This window comes from Lactiplantibacillus plantarum, assembly GCF_014131735.1.
In the GTDB taxonomy this organism is placed as follows: Bacteria; Bacillota; Bacilli; order Lactobacillales; family Lactobacillaceae; genus Lactiplantibacillus; species Lactiplantibacillus plantarum.
This window is the reverse complement of sequence record NZ_CP039121.1, coordinates 1314740-1338409: the sequence shown is the minus strand read 5'-3', so window position 1 is coordinate 1338409 and position 23670 is coordinate 1314740. Positions and strand designations below refer to the sequence as shown.

General features: G+C 44.9%; 18 protein-coding genes and 2 tRNA genes. 2 read left to right on the top strand and 18 right to left on the bottom strand.

Translation table 11 applies throughout. The features are described from left to right. The 3 genes from E5260_RS06120 to E5260_RS06110 are packed head-to-tail and all read right to left on the bottom strand — an operon-like array spanning nucleotide 1 to nucleotide 2024. Nucleotides 1–1356, bottom strand: a complete 1356-nt coding sequence (locus E5260_RS06120) for a PTS sugar transporter subunit IIC (protein ID WP_003643120.1) — start codon at nucleotides 1354–1356, stop codon at nucleotides 1–3. Nucleotides 1357–1389: 33 nt separating this feature from the next. After that, nucleotides 1390–1689, bottom strand: coding sequence for a PTS sugar transporter subunit IIB (locus E5260_RS06115; RefSeq protein WP_003643121.1), 300 nt, complete (start codon nucleotides 1687–1689; stop codon nucleotides 1390–1392). Then, entirely contained in the window at nucleotides 1686–2024 is a 339-nt protein-coding gene (locus tag E5260_RS06110) for a PTS lactose/cellobiose transporter subunit IIA (protein WP_003643122.1), read from the bottom strand. Before E5260_RS06110 ends, E5260_RS06115 begins: the two co-directional genes overlap by 4 nt. A gap of 305 nt (nucleotides 2025–2329) precedes the next feature. Between E5260_RS06110 and E5260_RS06105 the strand changes: the two genes are divergently transcribed. After that, entirely contained in the window at nucleotides 2330–2779 is a 450-nt protein-coding gene (locus tag E5260_RS06105; RefSeq protein ID WP_015380211.1) for a DUF3284 domain-containing protein, read from the top strand. Nucleotides 2780–2991: 212 nt separating this feature from the next. On the opposite strand, the gene E5260_RS06100 is transcribed toward E5260_RS06105, so the two are convergent. The 3 genes from E5260_RS06100 to E5260_RS06090 all read right to left on the bottom strand — a co-directional run bounded on the left by E5260_RS06100 (nucleotide 2992) and on the right by E5260_RS06090 (nucleotide 9016). Then, nucleotides 2992–5547, bottom strand: a complete 2556-nt coding sequence (locus E5260_RS06100; protein WP_003643124.1) for a PRD domain-containing protein — start codon at nucleotides 5545–5547, stop codon at nucleotides 2992–2994. A 134-nt stretch (nucleotides 5548–5681) separates the two neighbouring features. After that, complete coding sequence (locus E5260_RS06095) at nucleotides 5682–6338, bottom strand: hypothetical protein (protein WP_003643125.1); 657 nt, start codon at nucleotides 6336–6338, stop codon at nucleotides 5682–5684. A gap of 683 nt (nucleotides 6339–7021) precedes the next feature. Beyond that, on the bottom strand, nucleotides 7022–9016 hold the full coding sequence (locus E5260_RS06090; protein WP_003644261.1) for an ABC transporter ATP-binding protein/permease: 1995 nt from the start codon (nucleotides 9014–9016) through the stop codon (nucleotides 7022–7024). 269 nt (nucleotides 9017–9285) lie between these two features. Between E5260_RS06090 and E5260_RS06085 the strand changes: the two genes are divergently transcribed. Then, nucleotides 9286–9762: a hypothetical protein gene (locus E5260_RS06085; RefSeq protein WP_003643127.1), complete on the top strand. Its 477-nt coding sequence runs from the start codon at nucleotides 9286–9288 to the stop codon at nucleotides 9760–9762. Nucleotides 9763–9945: 183 nt separating this feature from the next. Here E5260_RS06085 and argS read toward each other — a convergent pair whose 3' ends face one another. The 12 genes from argS to E5260_RS06025 all read right to left on the bottom strand — a co-directional run bounded on the left by argS (nucleotide 9946) and on the right by E5260_RS06025 (nucleotide 23384). Beyond that, on the bottom strand, nucleotides 9946–11634 hold the full coding sequence (gene argS / locus E5260_RS06080) for an arginine--tRNA ligase (RefSeq protein WP_003643128.1): 1689 nt from the start codon (nucleotides 11632–11634) through the stop codon (nucleotides 9946–9948). A 271-nt stretch (nucleotides 11635–11905) separates the two neighbouring features. Continuing rightward, on the bottom strand, nucleotides 11906–12352 hold the full coding sequence (locus E5260_RS06075) for a GNAT family N-acetyltransferase (RefSeq protein ID WP_003643129.1): 447 nt from the start codon (nucleotides 12350–12352) through the stop codon (nucleotides 11906–11908). Nucleotides 12353–12476: 124 nt separating this feature from the next. Then, nucleotides 12477–12551, bottom strand: a tRNA-Asp gene (locus tag E5260_RS06070). A 56-nt stretch (nucleotides 12552–12607) separates the two neighbouring features. After that, a tRNA-Gly gene (locus E5260_RS06065) sits at nucleotides 12608–12678 on the bottom strand. Nucleotides 12679–12740: 62 nt separating this feature from the next. After that, nucleotides 12741–12986 carry a hypothetical protein gene (locus tag E5260_RS06060; protein WP_003643130.1) on the bottom strand — a complete coding sequence of 82 codons (246 nt, stop codon included), beginning with the start codon at nucleotides 12984–12986 and terminating at the stop codon, nucleotides 12741–12743. 126 nt (nucleotides 12987–13112) lie between these two features. After that, nucleotides 13113–14504: an MATE family efflux transporter gene (locus tag E5260_RS06055; RefSeq protein WP_003643131.1), complete on the bottom strand. Its 1392-nt coding sequence runs from the start codon at nucleotides 14502–14504 to the stop codon at nucleotides 13113–13115. A gap of 275 nt (nucleotides 14505–14779) precedes the next feature. Further along, a complete protein-coding gene (locus tag E5260_RS06050; protein WP_003644260.1) occupies nucleotides 14780–16555 on the bottom strand; it encodes an SLC13 family permease in 1776 nt (591 codons plus the stop codon). A gap of 505 nt (nucleotides 16556–17060) precedes the next feature. After that, nucleotides 17061–18800 (bottom strand): aryl-sulfate sulfotransferase, encoded by a 1740-nt coding sequence (locus tag E5260_RS06045; RefSeq protein WP_003643134.1) that lies wholly within the window; start codon nucleotides 18798–18800, stop codon nucleotides 17061–17063. A gap of 221 nt (nucleotides 18801–19021) precedes the next feature. Continuing rightward, on the bottom strand, nucleotides 19022–19978 hold the full coding sequence (locus E5260_RS06040) for a DHH family phosphoesterase (protein ID WP_024971593.1): 957 nt from the start codon (nucleotides 19976–19978) through the stop codon (nucleotides 19022–19024). Beyond that, nucleotides 19968–20591, bottom strand: a complete 624-nt coding sequence (gene cysC / locus E5260_RS06035; protein ID WP_003643136.1) for an adenylyl-sulfate kinase — start codon at nucleotides 20589–20591, stop codon at nucleotides 19968–19970. Before cysC ends, E5260_RS06040 begins: the two co-directional genes overlap by 11 nt. Before the next feature lie 2 nt (nucleotides 20592–20593). Next, nucleotides 20594–21769 (bottom strand): sulfate adenylyltransferase, encoded by a 1176-nt coding sequence (gene sat / locus E5260_RS06030; RefSeq protein ID WP_003643137.1) that lies wholly within the window; start codon nucleotides 21767–21769, stop codon nucleotides 20594–20596. Then, nucleotides 21747–23384 carry a sulfotransferase family protein gene (locus E5260_RS06025; protein ID WP_003643138.1) on the bottom strand — a complete coding sequence of 546 codons (1638 nt, stop codon included), beginning with the start codon at nucleotides 23382–23384 and terminating at the stop codon, nucleotides 21747–21749. The genes sat and E5260_RS06025 overlap by 23 nt, the downstream gene beginning before the upstream one ends. Nucleotides 23385–23670 lie beyond the last annotated feature (286 nt).

Below are 23670 nucleotides of genomic sequence, written 5' to 3'. Positions count from 1 at the left end.
TCACACCTCTTTCTCAGGCTTCACAGGTTGCATGGGCGCATTACCTTGATTCGAAACTGCCGCCCGCTTTTCTTCAGCTTCAACTGCCGCCTCTTTGGCAATCAGTTGCTTTTCATAAACTTTAAAGAAGGGATACCAGATAAGCGCTGACGGAATCAGCATCAAATAGTCAGTCAATGCGTTGCGCCAACTGAGCGTACTGAGATAACTTCCAAAACCCATGGGTAAAATCGCGGTAATTACAATCCACCCCGGTGTTAAAAATCCAATCTTGTATAGTACGAGTGCACACAACATAACTACCGGAATATTCAGGACAAACGGGATACTCATAATCGGATTATACATAATTGGAATACCAAAAGTCATGGGTTCATTAATTTTGAACCAGCCGGGGATAATTGACAGCTTACCAACGGCACTCAGCTGTTTAGATTTAGAACGCATCGCCATTAGCGCTAACGGCAGGGTATTCCCAGTTCCACCTGCTACGGTCATAAATGAGAACAACATCACAGGTGCAAACACCACCGGCTTCCCAGCTGCCTGCAATGCGGCATTTTCAGAAACCGCTTGAATCACTAACGGCATCACAATTGGGACTAAAATCATCGTACCATGAATGCCAAAGGTCCATAATAAAGCACCCAAGATACACAGGACAAAAATACCTATGGTTGAAGTCAGTGCACTCAGTGGAATTGCCAGTAATTCCATAAAACCCGAACAAATATTATACTTACCGGCTGTTCCAACCGTGACTAATAACGATGCGCCCAAGAAAATCACGGCGTTAAACAATAATGGCACAATGGATGCAAAACCGTCTTGGAGAAATTGGGGGACTGCATCTGGCATGTTGATTCGAATATTCTTGTCTGTACATAATTTCTCAACGCGGACGGAAATCCAAACTACGACGAAGCCAATAAACATTCCCTGAGCACCTAAATAGGTTGTATCAATGCTAACTGTTCCAGTCTTACTGACAATCAACCCACCGGCCACAATCCAAAAACCAAATAATGCGTCAATCGCATTCATGATTGGGGCCGTCATTTTTAAATTCTTGGCGTAATGGAATCCCAAGAATAAAACAACCCAAATTGATAAAGAATTCATTGAGAATTGGAATGGAATCTTCAAGTAGGCTAACAGAATACTCTTTGCTGATAACACGCCAAACATCGTCGGTCCAAGTACTGACATCGTGATTTGAAAGATCGCGCCAACCATTAGAATACCCATCAAAGACATCATAGCTGCCTGTAATGCGGTAATAAACTTATTATTGCCAAGTCCCTGGCCGGCGCGTTGTAAGCCGACCATCAGTTTACTATTAAAAAAGCGTTCCATCGTCCTTCACCCCCGAATACTAATCCCTCGTCATCACACCAAGTTCTCGGCCAGTTTGAAAATATGGGCACTGTCACCCACCGCATAGTCCAATGGTGGAATAGCAGCGACGGGCAACCCAGTTGCCGCCTCAACTTCACCCTGCCGATAAGCCACTTGCGGCCCCATTAAAATAACGTCATAGTCCTGATAGACATCTTCATACGCGGACAAGCCTACTGCCTGGATTTGCCCTGCAACACCTTGTTCGTCACGATATTGCTGTAACTTTTTCATTAAAATGCTGGTTGACATACCGCCCGCACAAACTAATAACACGTTGATTGCCTTCATAAATCGACCATCCTTTCAAATTTTTGAGACATCTTTAACATCTCAGCGATTAACTCGTTAGCTAACAGACTCGTCATAAAATGATCTTGAGCATGAATTAGTAAAATATCAATGGAAACCTGTTGACCATTCGCCTCAGCCACCAGTAGTTGGGTTTGAACATCATGTGCTTTCCCCAGTGCTTCACTAGATTGCTTCAATAACATCTTAGATTCGGAGAAAGCATCGCGATGCATCGCATCTAACGCATTAAAAGCCAGCGTACGACCTTCACCAGAATACGCGATAAGTGTCATTGCAATATCTTGAGTTTCAGTATTATTGGCTAATGTCATTATCCGGTTACCTACTTTCTGTATTTGTCGACAAACATATCGTAACAAGTTTTGTCATTAACCACAAAAGCGCTTACATATGCTTGTGTATAGATTTAAGGTCCATGAATTAGCAGTATCAACACACACGTGGCGTCATAATAGCTGAATTAGACTAAATATCCAACTTCATCACTATTAGTGTATAGGTTTAATGACCAATTTATGTATTGTGTATAGCTGATTCATCGGGTTGTATAGCTTACTCATTTTAACGCGTTTTTTTCAGCCTTGAACTGTCGAAAATGTCTCGCTATAATCGAATCATGAAAATCATTCGCACACTTGCCGTCACAAACACGGAATTTTATGACTGGTTAGAAAAACAACTACTCATAGAGATTCAAGCCGCTACTGGTGAAATACTCACAGCAACGTCAATCAAGAAAGGACTGACATATACAAAAACGACCGCCAAAACGGCCGCTCAGATTAAAATTACGATTGACGATTATCAGCGTGGGATTAAGTACCAAATGACAGCTATTTCACCACTGGATACCGTAACCGTGACCTATTCGACCATTGCTGAAGGCACCAAAACAACCGTGACCTTTCTAGAAGATGTTGACAGTTATCGGCCACAACAACACCATTGGCTACTCAGAAATTTTAGTCAAGCACTGCTACTCGGACGGATGTCTGACAAGTTATTGCAACTCGAACAACAAATCATTGCTCACCGAACAACAACTTGCAAACCGAGCCAACCATAGATACTTTGTCAACGGTTAGGCCTTTAAATTCATACGAATCGCTGACCATCTAAATAGTCGCTTCAAGCAATCGCCACTGCTTGAAGCGACTTATTTAAGTCTCATTTAAAAACTGCTCCGTCAATGCTAGAACCAACCATCATCTCCCCATCAAAATCAAAGCTGACACCTTCCTGATATCAATCTCAAACGATTATCCGTGGCACTTAAGATTAGTGTAATTGCTTTAAGATGACCAGTAACGTCCCAATCATCTCATCATTCACAATCAGTTTAAATGTCTGCTCGACCGGCCGTAGACACCGTCGTAATTGCTGATAATCTTGCGAATACTGGGTCACTAATTTCCGCGTTTGCGCCGTTGTCGTCACAATCTTGCCAGCCAAAATACGGTCAATCATGCTACCCAAGTGAACAAACAGGCCAATTTGTTGATCCTCAGTTAGTTGGTATAAGGTTGTCAAATCATCCATGAGTGGTGGTAACACACGCTGCAACTTAGCAACTTCTGCGTATTCGAACTGCGTCTTAAAATACTGATAGATCTGATTATAAGTATCCCAGCGACCAGCTTCCGGCCGAAACATCAGCACTTGATCTAACTGCTGATGTGAATGTTCAAAAATTGCTGCCATCGAAATAAACGGAATGCCGAATAATTGAGGATCAAAGGTGCCGACAAATGCATGAATCTGATAAACCTGTTGTAGTCTAAGTACGGTTGCCACCAACTCATCACGATGCCCAATTGCCAACGCTTTGACGCGCATCTGTAACCGTGAATATTGGTCAATATAATCTTTTAATTGCGCAGCACCCCCCTCACCCGTATGACACAGCGTAATAATCAATTCATCTTTTGTTGTCTTTTCGGCGTTCAGTTGGTTTAGATCGACTTGCACTAGATGATAAACATCGTCCACGTCCATTACGCGCGCACTCTTTCGAGCAGCATCGACTCCGACTAAAGTCACTGGGACTTGAATCATCCGAATTTTGGTCGCGAGTTCGCCTTGAATGGTCGTCAACATCCATTTGATTGCCCCCATATCATAAATGACTAGCACACCTGCACCGCAATCAATCTCGCTGATTTTATGCTTCAGTGCCTTCATCACCATCGTGCTATCGGCTGATAAGTCAACATCATAAGCATAAGTATTGCTGACAGCGCTGAGCGTGTTCGTTGTTCGCATCAGGGCCTGGGCAGTCCCCATTCCTTGCATGACGTAAAGCACAACCGGGTGATGACGCGTCACTGGTGATTGTGCAACTAAAAACGTTGCTAATAAAGCAACTTCAGCCGGTGAAATGGTCAAATCTAGTTTTGTCGCTAAGACCTGTGCTAATTTAACAGCAGCCTCATATTCGGCCACATGTTGTGACTGTAATTGCGTGATCATTGTCGCTGATGCAGGTTTGGTCGTTGGCATTTGGCGATACATCCCATTAATGTGTAAACATAATCCATTAAACACACTCTCGGTCAACGGCCGTGCCAATAACCGTTCACAATCTGGTTGCCAGTCTTTGACAATCTTAATAATTAGTGGCGCAACGATTTGTGCTAAATTTTGCGTATTGGACGCACGCTGTTGGACGATACTCGGTTTTATCACTGACGGTGATTGTTCAACTGACCTTGGCACTTGGACACTGCGAGGACTTGTTCCCGGCTCAACTTGTTGCCGACTCGCTTGCAATGAATCTGAGCTCAAACCCGAAGACGACTTGGCCGCAAACGATAAATCAGCTGCTGCCAACACGGCCGCCAATTCTTGTTGATAGTCCCGTTCGTGCGCTAACGCTTGTTGAACGGCGGGCGATAGATCCGCAAGGTACACGCGAACTTCACGGTCAGCATCAGCCATAAATCGGACATAAGCCTGCGCACAGGCCATCGTGATGGTCGCTTTCATCGTTTTCAAATTCTGATCATAATTTGCCAGCATGAGCGCCTGGGCAACGGCTAGTTCCAATCGAATCGTCCGCTTGGATTGTTGAGCTTCAATCGTCAAAAAACGACGAATCAACGCCCATCTTTCTGACCACGGTCGTTGCTTAAAATCAGGTAATTCAATTTTCATTATCAATTGCTGCGTCCTAAGAATTTCCTGATCAATCCCGCTCACTAAAATGATTAACGGTGGTTGCTTATGGGACGCCACGGCTTCCATGACACTCGTCAATTGTGCGCGTTGCGGGCCATCTAAATAGTCGTAATGGTCAATCACAACAATACCGCCCTCGGAGTGTGCCCAAAGACTGTGCGCTAGCTGGCCATGCTCACCAAATAATTGACTATCAAGTTGGTGAATATCGTCTGCATAATCACGACACTTAACAATGATGGGGCTGCTAGCTGCCGTTAATATACCCCGTTGCTCAACAAAATTCTGAATTTCGTGTACAAACGTGGTACTGCCCGCCCCACCGTTTGCCACAATGTGAATATTCAAAGGACCACTCGGATACAAAACAGCCGCTTTTGCTAGTTTGATCGCATGTTGCAAGCTATTTAAACGACCAATTAGTCCCGTAAATGGCTCTTGGAGGTGGGACGCAGCTAATAAAAATTGAACTGGCCGCGTCTTAGTCTTGACCAATTTTTGTTTGCGCACTAAGGCATTCAAAGCCGCGCTAACATTTGTGCGTTGCATTTTCAATTGTGTAGCAATGACCATTGCTGTCACACCATCGTGATACCGCGTATCCGTTAAAACCAATTTGCGTACCGTATCATAAATAAGCTCTCGTGTCGTTTCCATTAGATTTCCCCCACAAAATTCGCATCACTACATTTATACCAGATTTGTACATATTTCGCTGTGATTGGCATCCGCAAAAAAAGCACCCGTTGCTCATCACAGCGCGTGTCGTTTTGATCAATAATTAGCCATAATTACGCCACAAGTTTGGTTAAAATTTGCGTGGCATCCGCCAAAACTTTTTCTGGGTGCTGGCGGGCGTCAGTCAACATACCCAATGGCTCTAAATTCATTGCAGCAAATTCTGCGTGCCGAGTTTGAAATTGACGATGGAATGGGAGTAAGTCACTGGCCGTCATCGCTGACCTAACAGCTACTGGTGCTGGATAACGATTCAACACGGTGTAGATTTTAGGATTGGTCAGTGTGTATTCCATGCTAAACTGTAAGGCCCCTAAATCTTGATACAACAACGTGTTGACATCCGTTTCAGTCGAATAGGTTAAAATAATTTGTTGCGCTAATGGCAACCAGCACTCGTTGAGTAACCAAGTATAGTTATCGTGTTTCGGACCCGTAGAATCAAGATCTATCAATAAATAATCCGTCTGGACACCCTGCAACGCTATCCAAAAGTTGTTGAGCTCGTTAGCCGTTCGAATATCTGACTGCCACTCATGGCAGTGATGCTTTTGAATGGTCCGCCACGTAACGGTTTGATAATTGCAACTAACGATGGTGACCGTCATTTTCCAATTAGTCAATACGTTCGCTAACGCCAGTGTCAACAAGCTCTTGCCACTAGCAACCTGCGTTCCACCAATGACTAGTGTCTGTGGTTGTTTCCTCAAAACAAAACCCTCCTTAGCTTAATTTACACCAACAGCATACCCGGACAGTCGCTGAATTACTAGTGTTTTGCATGTATAACAGGGGGGACTTTGGGCTTTTTATGAGAAGTCACTGATAAGTTTGTTGGCGAATTAATTCACTCGTTGAATAAGTCAAGTGGGCGATGGATTAATTCTGCATAGGGTTGACAAGACACGGTTTTGGCCATAAAAAGTAAGCGCCAGCATGTATAGCAATCAATTTAAACGGATACAATTGAATTTCACCATTGCTACTTATCTTCTCAAAAATTAGTTTTTACTAATAATGTTTAGTTATGTCAATTAACTAACTAGCACCCGGTTTGTAAAGAACCATCATCGACGTCTCAAGTACACGCTAACTGCCAAATAACCATTCCCAGTTACCTACGACCAGAAGATATTAATCAAAATTAGCTCGACTAGTAATGCAGAACCTAGCCGAGCTAATTTACTTTTCTCAATCAGAAGTTTCTACGTACCCTGGGCGAGCCAATATTAGAACAGGCTGCTGTCGTTAATACCAGCCCTAATGAATTAATGACCCCCACCCCTGAATAAAACGACTATTTTGCGACATCCCGCACAGTTTTTAACCACTCCTTCAAACAAGTTGACTGGTTAACATAACTTTTCCATCACGATAATTATCCAATCACTTGTTATTCAGCGGCCAAGGCTTTGATCGGATTAGCCCGCGCAGCCCGCCTTGCTGGTAAAATAGCCGCAAGCCAGGCGATAATAATTGCGATTATAAAAATTGCAATTACATTGTTGAGCTGAATCTGAACTAGCGCATACCCGCCAGTTAGCTTAGCCAGACCATGATTGAGCCCTCGTTCAGCTAAATAAGACAGCCCAGTCGCTAACGTGGCACTGATAATGCCTAACATCAGCGCTTCACTAGTAAATAGCCGGCGAATATCACGCCGGCGCTCCCCCAACGACCGCAGAATACCAATTTCTCGCATCCGAGCACTGACCGACATGAACATCGTTACAATAATCATTAGTGCGGAAACGATTAATGAAATCCCCGCAATCGCCGCCAACACTTTAGTGGCAATATTAACGTAAGTATTGAACGAATCCAAAGTGGCCGCAATACTAGTCGCGGCAAATGGATGCTTGCCATTAATTGATAAGTGGTTAATTTCATTGACCACGACCTGATTCTGCACCCGACTCTTAATTCTAACGGTCACAAACGTTGGCTGTGTTGAGACATGTGCTGCTGAACGCATCGACTGCATCGTGGTGTAGTTAACTGCATTCAAACCGACCTCAGAGGTACTATCTACTATTCCGGCAACCGTCAACACACGCGCCACGGTCACGGGTTGCCCTTTTTGATTGAAGGTTTGATAACTCACAGTCACAGCCCGACCCACTAACTGACGCCAGCGCGTTGCCGACCATTTCTGCGCAATTGAAGACTTATCTAATACGATTTGATTGTCACCCGCCACGTGGCCTGCTTTCAACTGCCGGGTCGGGTCACTACTCGTCCAGGTCGTCAGTTCAGGTGCGGCATACTTTTGTTGTCCAATCGCAATCGTTGCGTTTGTAGCTGAAATCCCGGGTTCCACGTTGGTCACGTGCTTAAGGTCACGCAACGCTGTGAGTTGTGAGTCGGTGAACACCGGCATCCGGGCTGCGATACCGCCGGCTACAGCTGGATCATAGACGGCCGCAGCCTGTTCATCACGATCCTTCGCGTTATCCGCTTGGTGCATGACCATAATTGATTGTGGGTCCACCAACGCATTCATTTCGTGATTAATATACCCTTTTATGCCGGTCCCCAGACCATTGAAAAGCATGACGGCGAATAATCCAATCGCTGTGCCAACGACAATTAGCGTATTCCAGATCCACGTATGCCGCATATGCTTGAAGGCCATCATGACTGATACCCAATACGATAGTGGCCGCGCAGGTAGTGACGCAACTGTTTGCGTGGTGCCGACATTTTGGGTGGTCACTGGTTGTGACTTAATTCGTCCATTCACCAACTCGGCAATCCGGGTCGCCGCACCCGCCACGCGCTGTGAATGGGTCACACAAATCACCAAGCGCCCTTCCCGTGCGATTTTTTGAAGCATGGCCATGACATCGGCGGTATTGTCTGCATCCAGCGCACCAGTCGGCTCATCCGCAATCAAAATTTTAGGATCACCGGCTAATGCCCGAGCGATTGCCACCCGTTGTTTTTGACCACCTGATAATTGTTGCGGGTATTTTTTTATTTGTGCCGTCAAGCCAACGTTTGCTAGGAGCTCGTGTGCCCGCCGCAATCGGTCACCATGGCTTAATTTAGTCATATCTAAGGCTAGCATGACATTCTCAAGCACGGTCAAATGACCGATTAGATTGTAGGTCTGTGAGATATAGCCAATGACTTCGCGCCGGTACTGATCTAGCTGGCGCTCATGATGATAATCAAGTGGGTGTCCAGCGATACTGACGGTTCCCGTGAAATCATGGTCTAGTCCTCCAATAATATTCATCAAGGTTGTCTTACCACCACCTGATTCACCGACAATCGCCACAAACTCACCGAGTTCAAACTGCAAGTTAATGTCCTTCAAGACGTTGAATGTTTGTTTGCCAACCTGATAGTTCTTACAAATATTTGTTAGTTCTAAGTAGCTCATCACCAAGCCCCCAATATGGCATTTTGAATTAGTTTTCAGAATACCACCCCGGACGACTAAACAGGTCATTAAAATTTTAGTATTGGAAGTTGCCTTATTAAGATTTTAATGTTTGTTTCGATCATCACACCGACTTATAATCAGACATAAATCATGCTTGGTTTCACTAACTCGGATGGGCGGTCATTTGTAAGCATCACGACGCCCGCAACCCAGTTTGAGCATTTATCTGAAGAAAACACAGCCAAGCCTCAAACGGAGGGATAACCATGAAAAAGGCTTTCAGCTTAATCGGTTCCGACTATATTCGTTGCGCGATTTTTTTCGTGATTGCTTTTTATGCCGTCACCGCAGACCCCAGCGGCCGGTTTCACCTACATTGGACGTTAACCAACCTCTATCTGACTTCCGCATACTTATTCGGCCATCCACTCCTAATGTGCCTATTGCCACGACTTGCCCATAACCCCTTTCGAATGACTTCAGTCGCTTCACGTGCCCTGAATGATGCGACAGGTCAACATCAAACAATCACTCAAATTTATCATAACGCCGTCAATCCCGTCAGTAGCCGTGATATGTTGCTCTCTCAAAATGAATATCGTGACGATATGATATCGATCAGTGTTTCCTTTGTCATTCATGGTTGCCTATTGTTACTATCTTGGCCGTTGATCGGGATCATTTTACTCGGCCGGGGCGGTAAAGCCTTGATCCGTCGACTGATAATCCACTTCACACGATAAGTCTGGTTCCAGTTACAATAGTGGGCCTCCGCTACCTACTTGCGATTTCTGCGATTGGTTCACAACTTGCATTGAGTTCTGTGCCGCTATGACCGCAACCAAAAAAACGCCACGCATGCTAACTCGGCTTTAACGGCCGTTTTATAGCATGCGTGGCGTTCAAACTTGAACAGTTAATTCGAATTACATTTCATCGGGAGCCTTAACGCCAAGTAAGCGAAGGGCTTCCTTCAGGACGATGCTGACACTCTTGACCAAAGCCAGACGAGCGTTTAATTCATCATCTTCAACTAAGATTTTGGTGTTAGCATAATACTTGTTGTATGCCTTGGCTAAGTGGATCGCATACTTAGCAATAACGGATGGTTCGTATTCCGTGCTGGCACGTACTACAGTCGCTGGGAATTCACTCAATAACTTCAAGGTATCCCAAGCGGCTGGGTCGCTTAACGTTTGCTCGGTTGCCGCAATTTCTGGGCTACCAGCTTTACGTAAGATACTTTCAGCGCGTGCATGGGCGTACTGCACGTATGGCCCAGTTTCACCCTCGAAACGAACAACTTCTTCCAAGTTAAAGTCAAAGCTGTTCATCCGTTCGTTCTTCAAATCATGGAAGACCACAGCGCCAATCCCAACCGCATCCGCAACTTCATCCTTGTTAGGCAAGTCCGGATTCTTGGCTTCGATTTGTTCATGAGCTAACGCAACCGCATCGTCCAAGACCTTATCAAGCAGGATGACCCGGCCACTCCGAGTTGACAACTTCTTACCACCAGAAGTAATCAAACCAAATGGAATGTGGTGGATCTGGTCAGCCCAGTCAAAGCCCATCTCGGTCAACACAGCCTTTAATTGCTTAAAGTGGTTGGTCTGTTCATTCCCAACGACGTAGAGGGACTGCACGAAATCATAAGTCCGTTTCCGGTAGATCGCAGCGGCCAAGTCCCGCGTGATGTATAAAGTCGCGCCATCTGATTTCTTAATCAATGCCGGATTCAAGTCATATTTGCTTAAGTCCACCACTTCGGCGCCTTGACTTTCTTGCAAGAGGTGCTTGTCTTCCAAGATGTCGACAACTTCTTGCATCTTATCATTGTAGAAGGCCTCACCCTTGAAGGAATCAAAGTCGATATCCAAGCGTTGGTAAATCTTCTTGAACGCTTTCAATGATTCTGAGCGGAACCATGACCACAGATGGGTGGCTTCTTCATCACCATTTTCCAATTTCTTGAACCATTCACGCGCCTCGTCATCCATTTCAGGATGATCGACGTCTTCTTTATGGAAACGTACATAGTATTTTAATAAGTTATTGATTGGATCAGCTTTGACCTCAGCTTCGCTTCCCCACATTTTGTAGGCCGTGATCAACTTACCGAACTGCGTGCCCCAGTCACCTAAGTGGTTGATCTTAACGGGTTGGTAATCCAACTTACTTAAAATATTTGCCAAAGAATTCCCAATCACTGTTGACCGCAAATGCCCCATTGAGATTGGTTTGGCAATATTTGGCGATGACATATCGATGGGAACTTGACCCGCTTCACCGAGCTTAGCATCACCAAAATGGCCACCATTCGACAATACTTGATTTAAAATATCGGCTGCAAACGCATCTTTCTTGAAGAAGAAGTTAACGTACGGGCCCATTGCAACAACTTTTTCAAAGTCACTGCCATCGACTTTTTCGACGATGTCGCTGGCAATCATTTGAGGTGCCTTGTGTAACGTTTTTGCTAAGGTGAAGGTCGGAAAGGCCAAGTCCCCCTGCTTAGACGTCTTTGGTTGTTCGATCTTATCTAGAATCGCTTCCTGCGTTAAATCTGGTAGTGCTGGCGCTAAGGCCGCTGCGACGAGTTGTTTATAATCCATATTGTCCTCCTTGACTGTCTTACGGGACAAAAAAAGTCCCTCACATATTTAAAAACATGTAAGAGACGAGACGTGCCCGCGGTACCACTCTAATTGATATGACATCCACTTATTATCGAATTGTCGTCTTCAAAAGCGCGCTTCCAATAATGTTTAGATTCGGCTCCCATCATCCCGAACTCGCTGGTCTAAACGTTCATCGTACTATTCTTTCTCATTAGACGTATATATTTTTACCATGCGTTAGTATAACAGAATTCAGCCGTTTTGACTAGTTCAACGTTAAAATCATATTCTGATGCGGAATCCCATCTTCTAAATAAACGCCAGAGACTGGTTGAAAACCAAATCCACGGTAGAAGCGATCTAAGTAATGCTGGGCCTGAATATTGATTTGCGTCGTGGAAGGCCACAACGCTTGAATCTGCACAATCGCCTGTTGGAGCAACTGCTGCCCGTAGCCGTGCCCCCGTACTATCGGATTAGTGATCACCCGGCCGATACGGGCCTGCTGGTTGGCTTCACGCATTAATCGCGCATATACTAGCAGCTGTCCCGTTGAATCCATCCCCCGTAAATGCCAAGCCATCAAGTCCGTATCGTCGACTTCTTGATACGGACAGGCCTGTTCGACGACAAAAACCGCCACTCGTAACTTGTAAATCTGTTGTAACTGCCGAACAGTTAACTCATCGAAAGATGTTGTTATAAATTGCATTTGCGCTCCTTAACGATTACTGTTGATCACCCATTCGGTCAACTATTTAGTCATCTTGATTTTTACTCAATAAAAAAGAACGGGTCATTGCTGACTAACGTTCTTGATTATCATCATCTATTGACGGTCCGTACGAGACTCGAACTCGTGATCTCCTGCGTGACAGGCAGGCGTCCTAAACCAACTAGACCAACGGACCATGCGCTCAAGGAGCTTGAGAATACAATGACTACTAACCGAAATGATTAATAGCAAAGCGGGTGACGGGAATCGGACCCGCGACGCAAGCTTGGGAAGCTTGAATTTTACCACTAAACTACACCCGCATTTGACAACAGAAATTAGTATAGCATACATTTTTTCTGTTGTCATGGTTATTTATAAATTTTTAGTCTTCTTTTTCTGGGACGACTTTCGGCTTTGGCGCCGCTTTAATGAGCTTAGCATCATCCTTACGAACAACTGCACGGTGGTTATACTCGTTAACAATTGGTTCGTCAGCTTTTTGAAATTCCTTAATTAAGATCAAGACTGAATTTTCATACACTTTTTCAATTTCACCCTTGAAATCATGTTCCAACGAAGCAAACTTCTTACCAGCGACGTAATCGCCAATTTTTAATTCTACGGCCATTTGTAAACTCCTTAACGTTTTTCAATTCATGCCCCGTCCACAGGTGTCCGGGAGATTATATGAGTGACTTTAAAATAAAATTGATAACAAATATTATCAAATAATCCACTTGGTTGCAAGCCTTAATTACAATTTTTCCGAATCGTTTAATATTGGTTCGGCCCCTTCTGCGACCGTGTTTGTCATGCGGGCCTGTTGTCGTAAATCGTGGACTGATTTAATATAAGCAGGCAAAAGCACGGCACACGACCCTAACCAAGCTAACGGTTCCGAACTACAAGCACCGGCGTAATCGAAGATCCGAACTAAGATCAGTGCTGCAAACACCCGCATAAAGAGTTCCGCCGCGCCTGCCAAAGTTGGAATTGCGCTGCGTCCAAGCCCTTGCAAGGTATTACGCATAATAAATAACATTGATAATAGGATATACGTGCTCCCGATGACGTTAAAATACGTCTGGGATAAGTTCAATACCGCCATGTCCTGATGACCGACGAAGAACCCCACAAGCTGTTTACCCCAGATAATTTCAATCAAACCAGCAGCCACACTAAAGCTCCCCGACAGCCACATGGTCTGTTTGACTCCCGTGATAATCCGTTCATACTGATGAGCACCATAATTCTGAGCCGCGAAAGTCGCCATGGTGACCCCAAAAGACATTAATGGCTGAGTCGCGACTTGGTCGATTTTCTGAGCGGCAGTCGTCGCCGCCACTGAATTAGTGCCAAGACTATTCAGTGCCGCTTGTAACACAATCGTTCCAATCGCAATGATCGACATCTGAAAAGCCATGGGTAACCCAACATTCAGGTGAGCCTTCACTTCCGACCAAACTAACTTGAAGTGGCGCCGTCCAATGTGCAAGATGGGTACTTTGACGATGATGTAAACCACACACATGAGCGTTGCAATGGTTTGTGCTAAAATGGTTGCCCAGCTCGCCCCGGCAATGCCCCATTTGAAAACCAAAATGAATAACAATTCCAAGCCAATATTAATTAACGCGCTGATAATCAAAAACCATAAAGGCGTGCGACTATCACCGAGTGCGCGAATGATGTTTGACAACAGGTTGAACGCAATTGGTGCCAGCATCCCGCCAAGCATAATTTGTAAGAATGTCCGCGCATCCGCAATGATATCCGTTGGCGTTTGCATTAACAACAAGATATGGTCAACGAAGATCAACGACAGAATCGTCAAAATGATCCCAACAATTAGACTAACTACGATACTAATCGCAAAACTGCGCCGCACTGCTTTAAAATCACGTGCCCCAAAATGTTGGGCTGTTAATATGGATAAGCCAGCGGTTAACCCCTGCGCAAAGCCAATGATCAAAAACTGAACACTCCCAGTTGATCCAACCGCCGCTAGGGCTTTAACCCCTAACGTCTGACCAACGATCAACGTGTCCGATAAACTATAAAATTGCTGAAAAATGTTACCGATTAGTAACGGAATCGTAAACCAAAAAATTAATTTTAGCGGTTTTCCCTTTGTTAAATCGTTCATTTTCGCACTCCTTTCATTAATTAAGATGACGCACTTGTAATCGTTTTCTTGGTGCTTTGCCAGACAAGCAAACTTTGCTAGTATATCAACTTTAGATTTATAATACTAGTCCTTTGTTCGTAAATATTAAATATTTTATTTTAATTAGTGAATTGGCCGTCTTGATTTATTTTTTAAGGTTATTTCACTGTGCTAAGCTGTCACCGATTTACTAACCAACACAAAAAAACTTGTCAGCAGCCGCTCACAAGTCTTTTAGATTCGATTAAGTCACATCACAGCACCATATAATAGTAATAGGACACAAACACACAAACGACCATACAAATCAAATTTAACGGAATTCCGACTTTAAAGTAGTCCGTGAACTTATAATGTCCAGGGCCGTAAACAATCAAGTTTGTTTGGTACCCGATTGGCGTTGAAAAGTCCGCCGTCGCAGCAATCGTAATCAACATAACAAGCATCATCACGGGTAGGTTTTCCAACTTCGCTGCGGAAACGACCACTGGAAACATCAGTGATAACGCCGCCGCATTGGACAAGATGGCCGTTAAGAAATTGGTCACGAAATAAATCAGGAACATATAGATGATTGGTGACGCATTCCCGGTAATTGCTACCAATGACTTCGCGATAAACTTATCAGCACCCACGTTCGACATCGCAAGCCCAAGTCCATAACTACTAGCCACTAAAAACAACACGTTCATATCGACAGCCTTCACAATATCGCTGATTGAAACGCATTTCGTCAAGAAAAGTACCACGCACGAGGCCGCCAGACCAACGAACAAATCAATCACGCCCATAGTCGACACGATGATCGTTGCAACCAATAAAACAATCGGTAAAACATCCTTATAAGTATGTTTCCGGGACTTCACTGGTTGTGAATTAAAGACGTGTAAGTCTTTGAGACTTGCCAGCTCGTCTGGTTCACCAGTGGTAATCATGACCAAGTTGTCCCCGCCTTTTAAGCGAATACTTCCGAGATGCCCTTCGAGGTTGACATCGTTGCGTCGAATTGCGACGACGACACTCCCAAAGACATTGCGAAAACGCGCTGATTTGACCGTTTGGTTCACCAAACTGGACGTGTCCGGAATGGAGACTTCGACGAGCCGAACCCGTTCATTGGTGATATCAGTCATATTGATTTTCTGAGTGCTTGGTATTAGACCTTTAATATTCATAAGATCATTAATACAATCAAAATTTCCAGTGAAGTAAAGACGGTCACCTAACTGTAGAATCGTCTCATCCGTCACCGGCACGATCGACTGACCACTCCGATTAATCGCCACTAAGAAAGAGCGCGGTAAATTACGAAGTTTGGCGGCGACCACCGTTTGATTGAGGTGTTCAAAATCATCGCCGATCGTCATTTCAATCAAGTAATCATTCGGTTCAGCAACAACATCGTCAACACTACTCCCATAATAGGTCGGTAACATGCGGTACCCGATCGTCAGTAAGTAAATCAACCCAATAATCGTGATGGGAATCCCGATGACGGCCAAGTCAAAGGTACCAAATTGTGCTAATTTGTACTTAGACAATAATCCTTGTGCCACTAGATTGGTCGAAGTCCCTAGAACGGTCAACAACCCACTCAGAATCGTGGCGTAGGATAGTGGGATCAAGAACTTTGAGATTGCCATCCCTTTCTGCTTCGTCCAACGCTGGACCATCGGTGTCAAAGTGGACACAATCGGGGTATTATTCATAAACGGTGAAATCACACTCACGCTCGCTAACAACCGTAATAAGGAACGCTTTTCGCTGTGACCATCGCCGAGAATCCGGTCAAATAAGCGGGTAATAATATTACTTTTGGCAATGGCATAGGCAATAATATACATCAGGGCAATTGTCGCTAACCCGTCGTTAGCAAAACCTGACAGTGCGTCCGTTGGCGACAAGATACCGACAAACATCAAGAACGCTAAGGCACACAAGATTACGGCGTTCGGGGTCGTAACTTCCATGGCCATTAATATAAATGATACTAATAACGTGATTAAAACAATTGCAATATTTAAGGTCATCGTCATCGCTCCGCTTCAACTAATTTTCATCTTGCTGAGTCTTGCGCCACTGCTCATAATCAACCTATATCCGTCGCGCCGTTCAACATAAGAACCATTGTAGACTTGGAATGTGAACATAAATGCGACATGGTATGAAATTATTCTAGCTTTGCGGATGATTTTGCGACCAAATTGTGACTTTTTCATTAACGTTCAGTCACAACTTTGAAAACGACCTTTTCGGGCCGACAACTGGTTTAAGAACGGACGCGCTTGAAGTCGTGTGGATGACGAAATATTGATTATCAAGCATTCAAAAGTGACGCCTAGCTAGTCAACCGGCAATCATTATCCGCAGTTATTGATCAACCGATATTATGACTAGTCCGCCATTGAGCCATATTTTCATACCGGGCTACTAACGACCATCGCGCCATCAGTATCTTGGTTAGCGCAACACGCAAATAGGCGCCCCCGACCAGATGAGCCATCTAGTCAGGGGCGCCCGTTTTACATTCAATTCTTATTCATTAATACCATACGTGTGCTTCGTCGGATACAACGAGAAGCGTTCGGCCCGGTAGACATAACCACCGCTTGGAAGACCCGTTAATTCAACGTTAAACACCTGTTGCTTGCTCTTCAAATCGTATTCAATAATATTAGCTGATTTACCATTATTCAACCAACCAAAATCAATTAGCCGATTCGAAGCACTCAAGTAACGATTAGAACCAATAATATTGGCAAAGTTCTTCTTACCTAATGACTTACCGTAACTGCCAACTTGAGAAATCGTCTTCGTCTTTTCATTAATATGATATTCGACACCTTCTGAATATTTACCAGAAGAGTCCGCCAACGATTTCTTGGTCGTACCAACTGCCACGTTATTGTTGAAGATCATCACGTTGAGCGAGTTCTTCTTGCCCAAGGTGCTTGGATCAACGATGGCGGCATGTTGCCCACCCGGCCAAGCAATCTTACCACTAGCCTTCAGCAAGTACTTGCGGTACGATTTCGGCCAAGCTGAAGTCTTCTTACCAGACAAGATCCACTTGATCTTTTCAGTCTTGTAATCGATCTTCATCACTAAGTTCTGGTTGCGACTTGAAATAATCAAGCTCTTATCCTTCTTATCATAATAGACGGAGTTCTGATGGAACCAGTCCTTCTTACCCATATATTTACTGGACTTCGTCGCGTTGTACTTCGTATAGAACTTCGCAGGTAGGATATTCTTCATGTTGATGACCTTGGTGATCTTACCCGTCTTATGCGATATAACGATCATCGTGTCTTCGACATAGGTCCGGCCGCCATCGGAAACGGTCGCAATCAGATCACCGTTTGGCAATTCCGTTACGTCATGGTGGACCTGATTATGGTTCTGCTTCTTAGAACCCTTAGCCTTACCCCAGGCCTTATGATTAAATTTATAAGTCTTATAAACTTTACCCGTATAATCCATTTCAACTAACTCATCAAAATATGAATTCTTAGCATTCGATTTGGTCCAAATCAATAAATGCCCATTGTTAAGTTGTTTGAAAATGTGGGAAGTTGGCCGCGTTGTATACCACCGAATATTACCATCCGCATCCATCCCGAACGATAAGTTTTTAGACTGCTTGCTCCCAGAGATCGTCGTCCGAACCATAAATGTCAGCTTCGAATTACCAGTCCCTAAGACCATTTTTTGTTTGTTAGCCTTCTTAACGTTGATCTTAAAATCGGTCAACGCCGATGGTAACTTCGCCGTTTTCAGTCGGATCGTCTTGGTCGTCGACGTGCCATCCTTATAAGTCACCTTAATCTTGACCTGGTTATTCGTGTTGGCGTATAACCCCAGCACGGTCAAATCATGACTCGTTGTGTACTTATTGACCGTATTAGAAATTGAAGTCTTACTACTCTTGCCGACCACCGTATAACTGACCTTGGCCGCCTTGCTCGTCTGGAAAATCACCTTGGCGGATAACGGAGACACCCCGTATGGGTTAACCTTCGTGTACATGTTATTAACGGTATAATTCTTATTGGCGACCGCCTTCTTCAGCGTCGCCGTCTCACTCGACTGGGCCTTAATCTCAGTCTTGACTAGCCGCGTGTTGATGTCCTTCTTCGTTGCACTCGCCGAACGTACCTTACTAGTGGTCGTTGTCGTTGCAGTTGACTGATGATATTTGTAATACCCAAAACCACCGCCAATCGCGACAATCACAACGACAATTAGTGCAATCAACCAATTTCGCTTTTTCATTTACCTTTCACCGACCCTATCTCACTATTTTTTCTGACGCCAATCAATTCCTCACGACTGCTACTCCAACGATATGCCCGTTTTGTCAGCCAGAATATTAGGCTCATACCGCTGATACTGGCGGTCTAACCTTCCCGTGGCAACCCACGTGACCGACACAGAATGACTAACAATTGCCATGTCAAACCGAATCAGTGCAGTTTATATTAAATTTATTATACTCAATCTACGGCCGTCGCAGCTAATATTTGCGCCTGCATTTGCTCAATGACTTGTCCAACTGTCGCTAGGTCAGGAACAAATGCCCCACTTGCTAACGGATGACCGCCGCCATTGAACGCTTTTGCGACCGCATTGACATTGATTGCTTTCGACCGAAAATGTACGCGGTATTGCCCCTGTGGGGTTTCAATGAAGAACAACCAAACTTTGACCGTCGTCAGGTTACCGGGCAACGGGACAAGCGCATCCTCATCGCCATATTCCAGACTCAAGTCACTAAATATCCGTTGTGGTAAGACAACGTGTGCCAGACCACTTGGCTCAATAGTTTGTTCACTCAGGACGTACCCATACAACTTGCTGAGTGCTGGCGTTAAGTCCATTTCGTGGTGACTAATAGTGGCAATATCAATGTCCGTTGCCGCGAGTGCACTAGCAATCTTCAGAGTTCGAGTGGACGTCTCGGGAGTTGAAAAGCGCACCGTATCGCCGATAATTCCGGCATATAGCTTGGTTGCAACGGCCGCCGTCACTGTAAAACACCCCGCTTGCGCCAACTCATAAATCATCTCCGAGCAACTGCTATAAGTTTCATCGACCCAGTTCAGTTGCCCATAGGGATCGTGATTCGGGTGATGGTCGATTTTAATCACAAAGGCACCTGTTGGCAACTCCCCAGCTAGGCGCTCATGGTTAGCACAATCTACGGCAATGACTAAGTCCGTTGCTTGGGGGGGCACTAACTGCTCATCGGTTGTATCGATCCACGCCAAATGGCCCGGAACTGGGGCCATCGCCACAACAAGTTTCTCCGGGTAAGCCGCTTTGAGCAAGGCGACTAGTCCAAATTGTGCCCCGATTGCATCGGGATCCGGATTCGTATGACGATAGACCAAGATTCGGTCCATTTTCACAATCGATTTTGTGATGTCAGTAATGATTGCATTAGTTTTCATTTGCAGTAACCAAACTGACATAATGGTGTTCCGCCAAGTAATTCAATACTTGTTGGACGGAAGCGGTCAGTGGTTGTTTGGACGTGTCAATCGTAATCTCAGGATCGATAGGTGCTTCGTATGGTGCATCGATGCCTGTAAAGCCCGTGATTTCACCACGACGCGCCTTCGCGTACAATTGTTTCACATCTCGTTGTTCACAAACTTCAAGCGGCGTGTCGACGAACACTTCAATAAACTCATCGACCTCAAGGTTCGCCCGCACTTTATCACGGTCGGCCCGATATGGTGAAATGAAAGCCGTCAACGTAATCACGCCAGCATCGACAAATAGTTTGGCAACTTCGCCGATTCGGCGAATATTTTCTTCACGGTCTTCAGCTGAGAAGCCTAAATTCTTATTCAAGCCAAAACGCATATTGTCGCCGTCTAAAACGTAACTACCAACTTGTTGGTCAAATAATGCTTTTTCAACGGCATTCGCAATCGTCGACTTACCGGAGCCGGACAGGCCAGTAAACCATAAAACCACACTCTTATGATGGTTCAGCGCTTGCCGTTCGGCCTTGCTAACTTGCGATTGATGCCAAGTAATATTATCTGATTTTACCATGCTTAGACCTCCTGTTGCTGTTCACGTTTACGCTTCAACCCATCAATGAGAACCCGGGCAACTTCGGGACGTGAAACTTCCTTTGGTGGTACAACACCATCAGCCAGCATCTTACGCACCTTCGTCCCGCTTAATGAAATGTGATCTTCGGCACCGTGTGGACAAGTCTTCTGCGTTGCCATTGAACCACACTTTTTGCAGTAGAAGGAATTATCGAATTTGAAGAAGTGCATGCCCATCTCATCTTCGACCGAAGTGATTAATTCTTGGGCTTCATAGGTCCCGTAATAGTCACCCACACCAGCATGGTCACGACCGACGATAAAATCAGTACAACCATAGTTTTTACGAACGATTGCGTGTAAGATGGCTTCCTTAGGGCCAGCATACCGCATCGCGGCTGGATAAATGACCAACCGAACACGGTCTTCTGGATAGTAATACTTCAGAATCGTCTTATAGCTTTCCATCCGAACGTCTGCTGGAATATCATCCGCCTTGGTCTCACCAACCAATGGATTTAAGAATAACCCATCGACGTTTTCCAAAGCTAATTTTTGAATATATTCATGCGCCCGATGAATTGGATTCCGTGTCTGGAACCCAACGATCCGCTTCCAGCCGAGGTCATGGAACATCTTCCGAGTTTCTAATGGTTCCATATAATAATCACTAAAAGCACCATGATCTGGCTTATGCAACAATTTAATTGCGCCACCCAAGTAGACGTCACCATTGGCATACAAGCGTTTAACACCTGGATGGGCTTCGTCGGTGGTCTTGTAGACGTTTTGGGCTTCCAATTGCTTGTCCGGAACAAACTTATCTTCAACTTGCATCGTGCCATAAATGACGCCGTCAGCGCCCCTCAAAGCAATCTTAGTATTCAATTCAATCTTATCAGCATCCGCTTGGGACACACCCAGCGTAATTGGTACACTCCAGATAACGCCACTCTTCAAGTGCATCGTGTTGACCACTGAATGGTAATCATCACTGACCATGAAGCCAGTCAGGGGGCTAAAACCACCAATCCCAATTAATTCCAAGTCTGAGATATTCCAATTATTGATGGTTAAACTTGGCAGCTGCTCAGCAGCCTGACGCGTTGCTTCACTAAAATCTTTTAAATTAACTAACTTACCACCATGAGCTTTAATTCCGTACACTGTTTGCATATTGATCACCTTTCACGTTTAAAATTTCATCATAATTAAGACTTACAAAATGGTTCAATGCGGCTTGTTGTTGCTCATCCTGACTCGCACGTCGACACAACGCTGTTAAAGTTGCCGCCACCTCATCCATGTCTAGCGGGGTCCGCAGCTTGAACGTTTCGTCCGGCTGTTCGTCTCGTAATGGTGCTGCCTTAGTCGGTTCAGCAGCAATAAAAGCCGTCACCGCACTTTGCGACGCAGGGGTTCCCAGTTCGTCAGCCATCAGGACCAAGTATGGTGGCTGTTCAACCGCGTGCAACGTCCGTACTAAATGTTGAATCGCTAATCGGCGCTCACGTTCATCAATGATGGCTGTTAAGTCATCTGCAATCACCACGTTGTGCGTATCCGCACCTAACTCGGCACTGACCGTCGTTAACATTTCAACGATTTCATTGTTTTTAGCATCCCCAATCCCCCATAACGTCTCGCGTTTCGCGTTTTTACGGAGATAATTATTCAGGGCTTCCTTTTGCTCGACCACTAAATAGTCCAAGGGGTACGTCTGAATGGCAATCGTATTATTATTCAACCGTTCGCTCAAATCTTCAGCAACCTCATGACTGTCAGCTTCTGTGCCGACCATCTTGACTTGACCATTTCGTAAAGTCGTGTTGACCTGATCAACTTGGGCCTGATCTTCGCCGAATACAAAGAACGTTTTGCTATTGATCTTGACGTTAAAGTCCCGATATAAAGCGCCATACTTGGCTAAATACTCGTCAGTCATCTCGTCGATGCGCTGTTGAAATTCAGCCGAGGCAAAGTAATCCGGGTCAGCCGCAGCTTGACGGCCTAGTAAGTAAAGTGCCTTAACATCGGGTTCCACGTCCGTTCGAGCTTCAAAATCAGCTAAATTTTCACCGCTATCACTCTTTTGGAGTGCTGGATCGATGAAGTCATCGATTTGCGCTTGGAGGGCCGCCTCGTCGCTCGTCCACGGTAAGTTAAATTGGGTCGCGATTCGTTTCAACGTCGTCAACGTCTGACCAAACAAATCTTCGTACGTGACTAAAATGCGGTGCTCACGGTCGGTATCACGTAATGAAAGCAACGTCCGGACTTGCCACTGACGCATTGCGAGCGTGGTATCGCGGTGCCAGGCGCGCTCATTCGAATTGACCACGTCCATCGGATTACGTAGCAAGACGATTTCAGCCGGCTGAACCTCAACGTCAGCCAAAACACGTTGCCACAATTCAATATAATCATTCATCCGTGGGTCTTTAATCGCCAGATATTGTTCATTCTCAAAAAAGTTTCGTAGATACGTGGTTAACGCCGCCCGGTCCTTTTTAATCTTCGGGCTATCATAGTAACCCTTGAAGGCTGGCCGGTACCGGATGCGACTTCCAAGTGACTTGTGAATATTGATGACATCTTTATTTTCAAAATAGCCTTTCGGATTGATCCGCTTACTAGGTGCCAGCAGGTTATCAGTCCCGAGAGAAATGCCCATCAAATTAACACACTTAGTCATTACCGATGTTCCGGAACGGCCACTCCCAAGAATTAATACGGCCTGCTTCGTTTGTTGACGGTGATTAAACAATCGTTGCCATAAGCTTTGACTCATTCTTCATCATCCTAATCATTATTATTTATTCGATCTTTGGTGCTTCGCTAGTGGGCTCACCAAATATACTAGCAAGTTAATTGTGAAAATAAGTACCCTTAACTCGAAAAAAATATGATGATTTCATGAAATTTAGTGCTTTTAGCAAGTACGCACCCGGTAATCTGCTGGGTGTAGATTAGGACATCTCCCCACAGTTTTGATGAAATATTCAAATTTTAGGACTATTAAAATCCCTTTATACCAGTGCATTGATTACCAAAGCACCTGATTTCACTCAATATCG

What these genes read in the sequence shown, in the direction of transcription:
- argS (WP_003643128.1), bottom strand. Translation starts at nt 11,634, where the DNA reads ATGGATTATAAACAACTCGTCGCAGCGGCCTTAGCGCCAGCACTACCA.
- E5260_RS06100 (WP_003643124.1), bottom strand. Translation starts at nt 5,547, where the DNA reads ATGGAAACGACACGAGAGCTTATTTATGATACGGTACGCAAATTGGTT.
- E5260_RS06075 (WP_003643129.1), bottom strand. Translation starts at nt 12,352, where the DNA reads ATGCAATTTATAACAACATCTTTCGATGAGTTAACTGTTCGGCAGTTA.
- E5260_RS06050 (WP_003644260.1), bottom strand. Translation starts at nt 16,555, where the DNA reads ATGACCTTAAATATTGCAATTGTTTTAATCACGTTATTAGTATCATTT.
- E5260_RS06090 (WP_003644261.1), bottom strand. Translation starts at nt 9,016, where the DNA reads ATGAGCTACTTAGAACTAACAAATATTTGTAAGAACTATCAGGTTGGC.
- cysC (WP_003643136.1), bottom strand. Translation starts at nt 20,591, where the DNA reads ATGGTAAAATCAGATAATATTACTTGGCATCAATCGCAAGTTAGCAAG.
- E5260_RS06045 (WP_003643134.1), bottom strand. Translation starts at nt 18,800, where the DNA reads ATGAAAAAGCGAAATTGGTTGATTGCACTAATTGTCGTTGTGATTGTC.
- E5260_RS06110 (WP_003643122.1), bottom strand. Translation starts at nt 2,024, where the DNA reads ATGACATTAGCCAATAATACTGAAACTCAAGATATTGCAATGACACTT.
- E5260_RS06040 (WP_024971593.1), bottom strand. Translation starts at nt 19,978, where the DNA reads ATGAAAACTAATGCAATCATTACTGACATCACAAAATCGATTGTGAAA.
- E5260_RS06120 (WP_003643120.1), bottom strand. Translation starts at nt 1,356, where the DNA reads ATGGAACGCTTTTTTAATAGTAAACTGATGGTCGGCTTACAACGCGCC.
- E5260_RS06025 (WP_003643138.1), bottom strand. Translation starts at nt 23,384, where the DNA reads ATGAGTCAAAGCTTATGGCAACGATTGTTTAATCACCGTCAACAAACG.
- E5260_RS06105 (WP_015380211.1), top strand. Translation starts at nt 2,330, where the DNA reads ATGAAAATCATTCGCACACTTGCCGTCACAAACACGGAATTTTATGAC.
- sat (WP_003643137.1), bottom strand. Translation starts at nt 21,769, where the DNA reads ATGCAAACAGTGTACGGAATTAAAGCTCATGGTGGTAAGTTAGTTAAT.
- E5260_RS06055 (WP_003643131.1), bottom strand. Translation starts at nt 14,504, where the DNA reads ATGAACGATTTAACAAAGGGAAAACCGCTAAAATTAATTTTTTGGTTT.
- E5260_RS06115 (WP_003643121.1), bottom strand. Translation starts at nt 1,689, where the DNA reads ATGAAGGCAATCAACGTGTTATTAGTTTGTGCGGGCGGTATGTCAACC.
- E5260_RS06085 (WP_003643127.1), top strand. Translation starts at nt 9,286, where the DNA reads ATGAAAAAGGCTTTCAGCTTAATCGGTTCCGACTATATTCGTTGCGCG.
- E5260_RS06060 (WP_003643130.1), bottom strand. Translation starts at nt 12,986, where the DNA reads ATGGCCGTAGAATTAAAAATTGGCGATTACGTCGCTGGTAAGAAGTTT.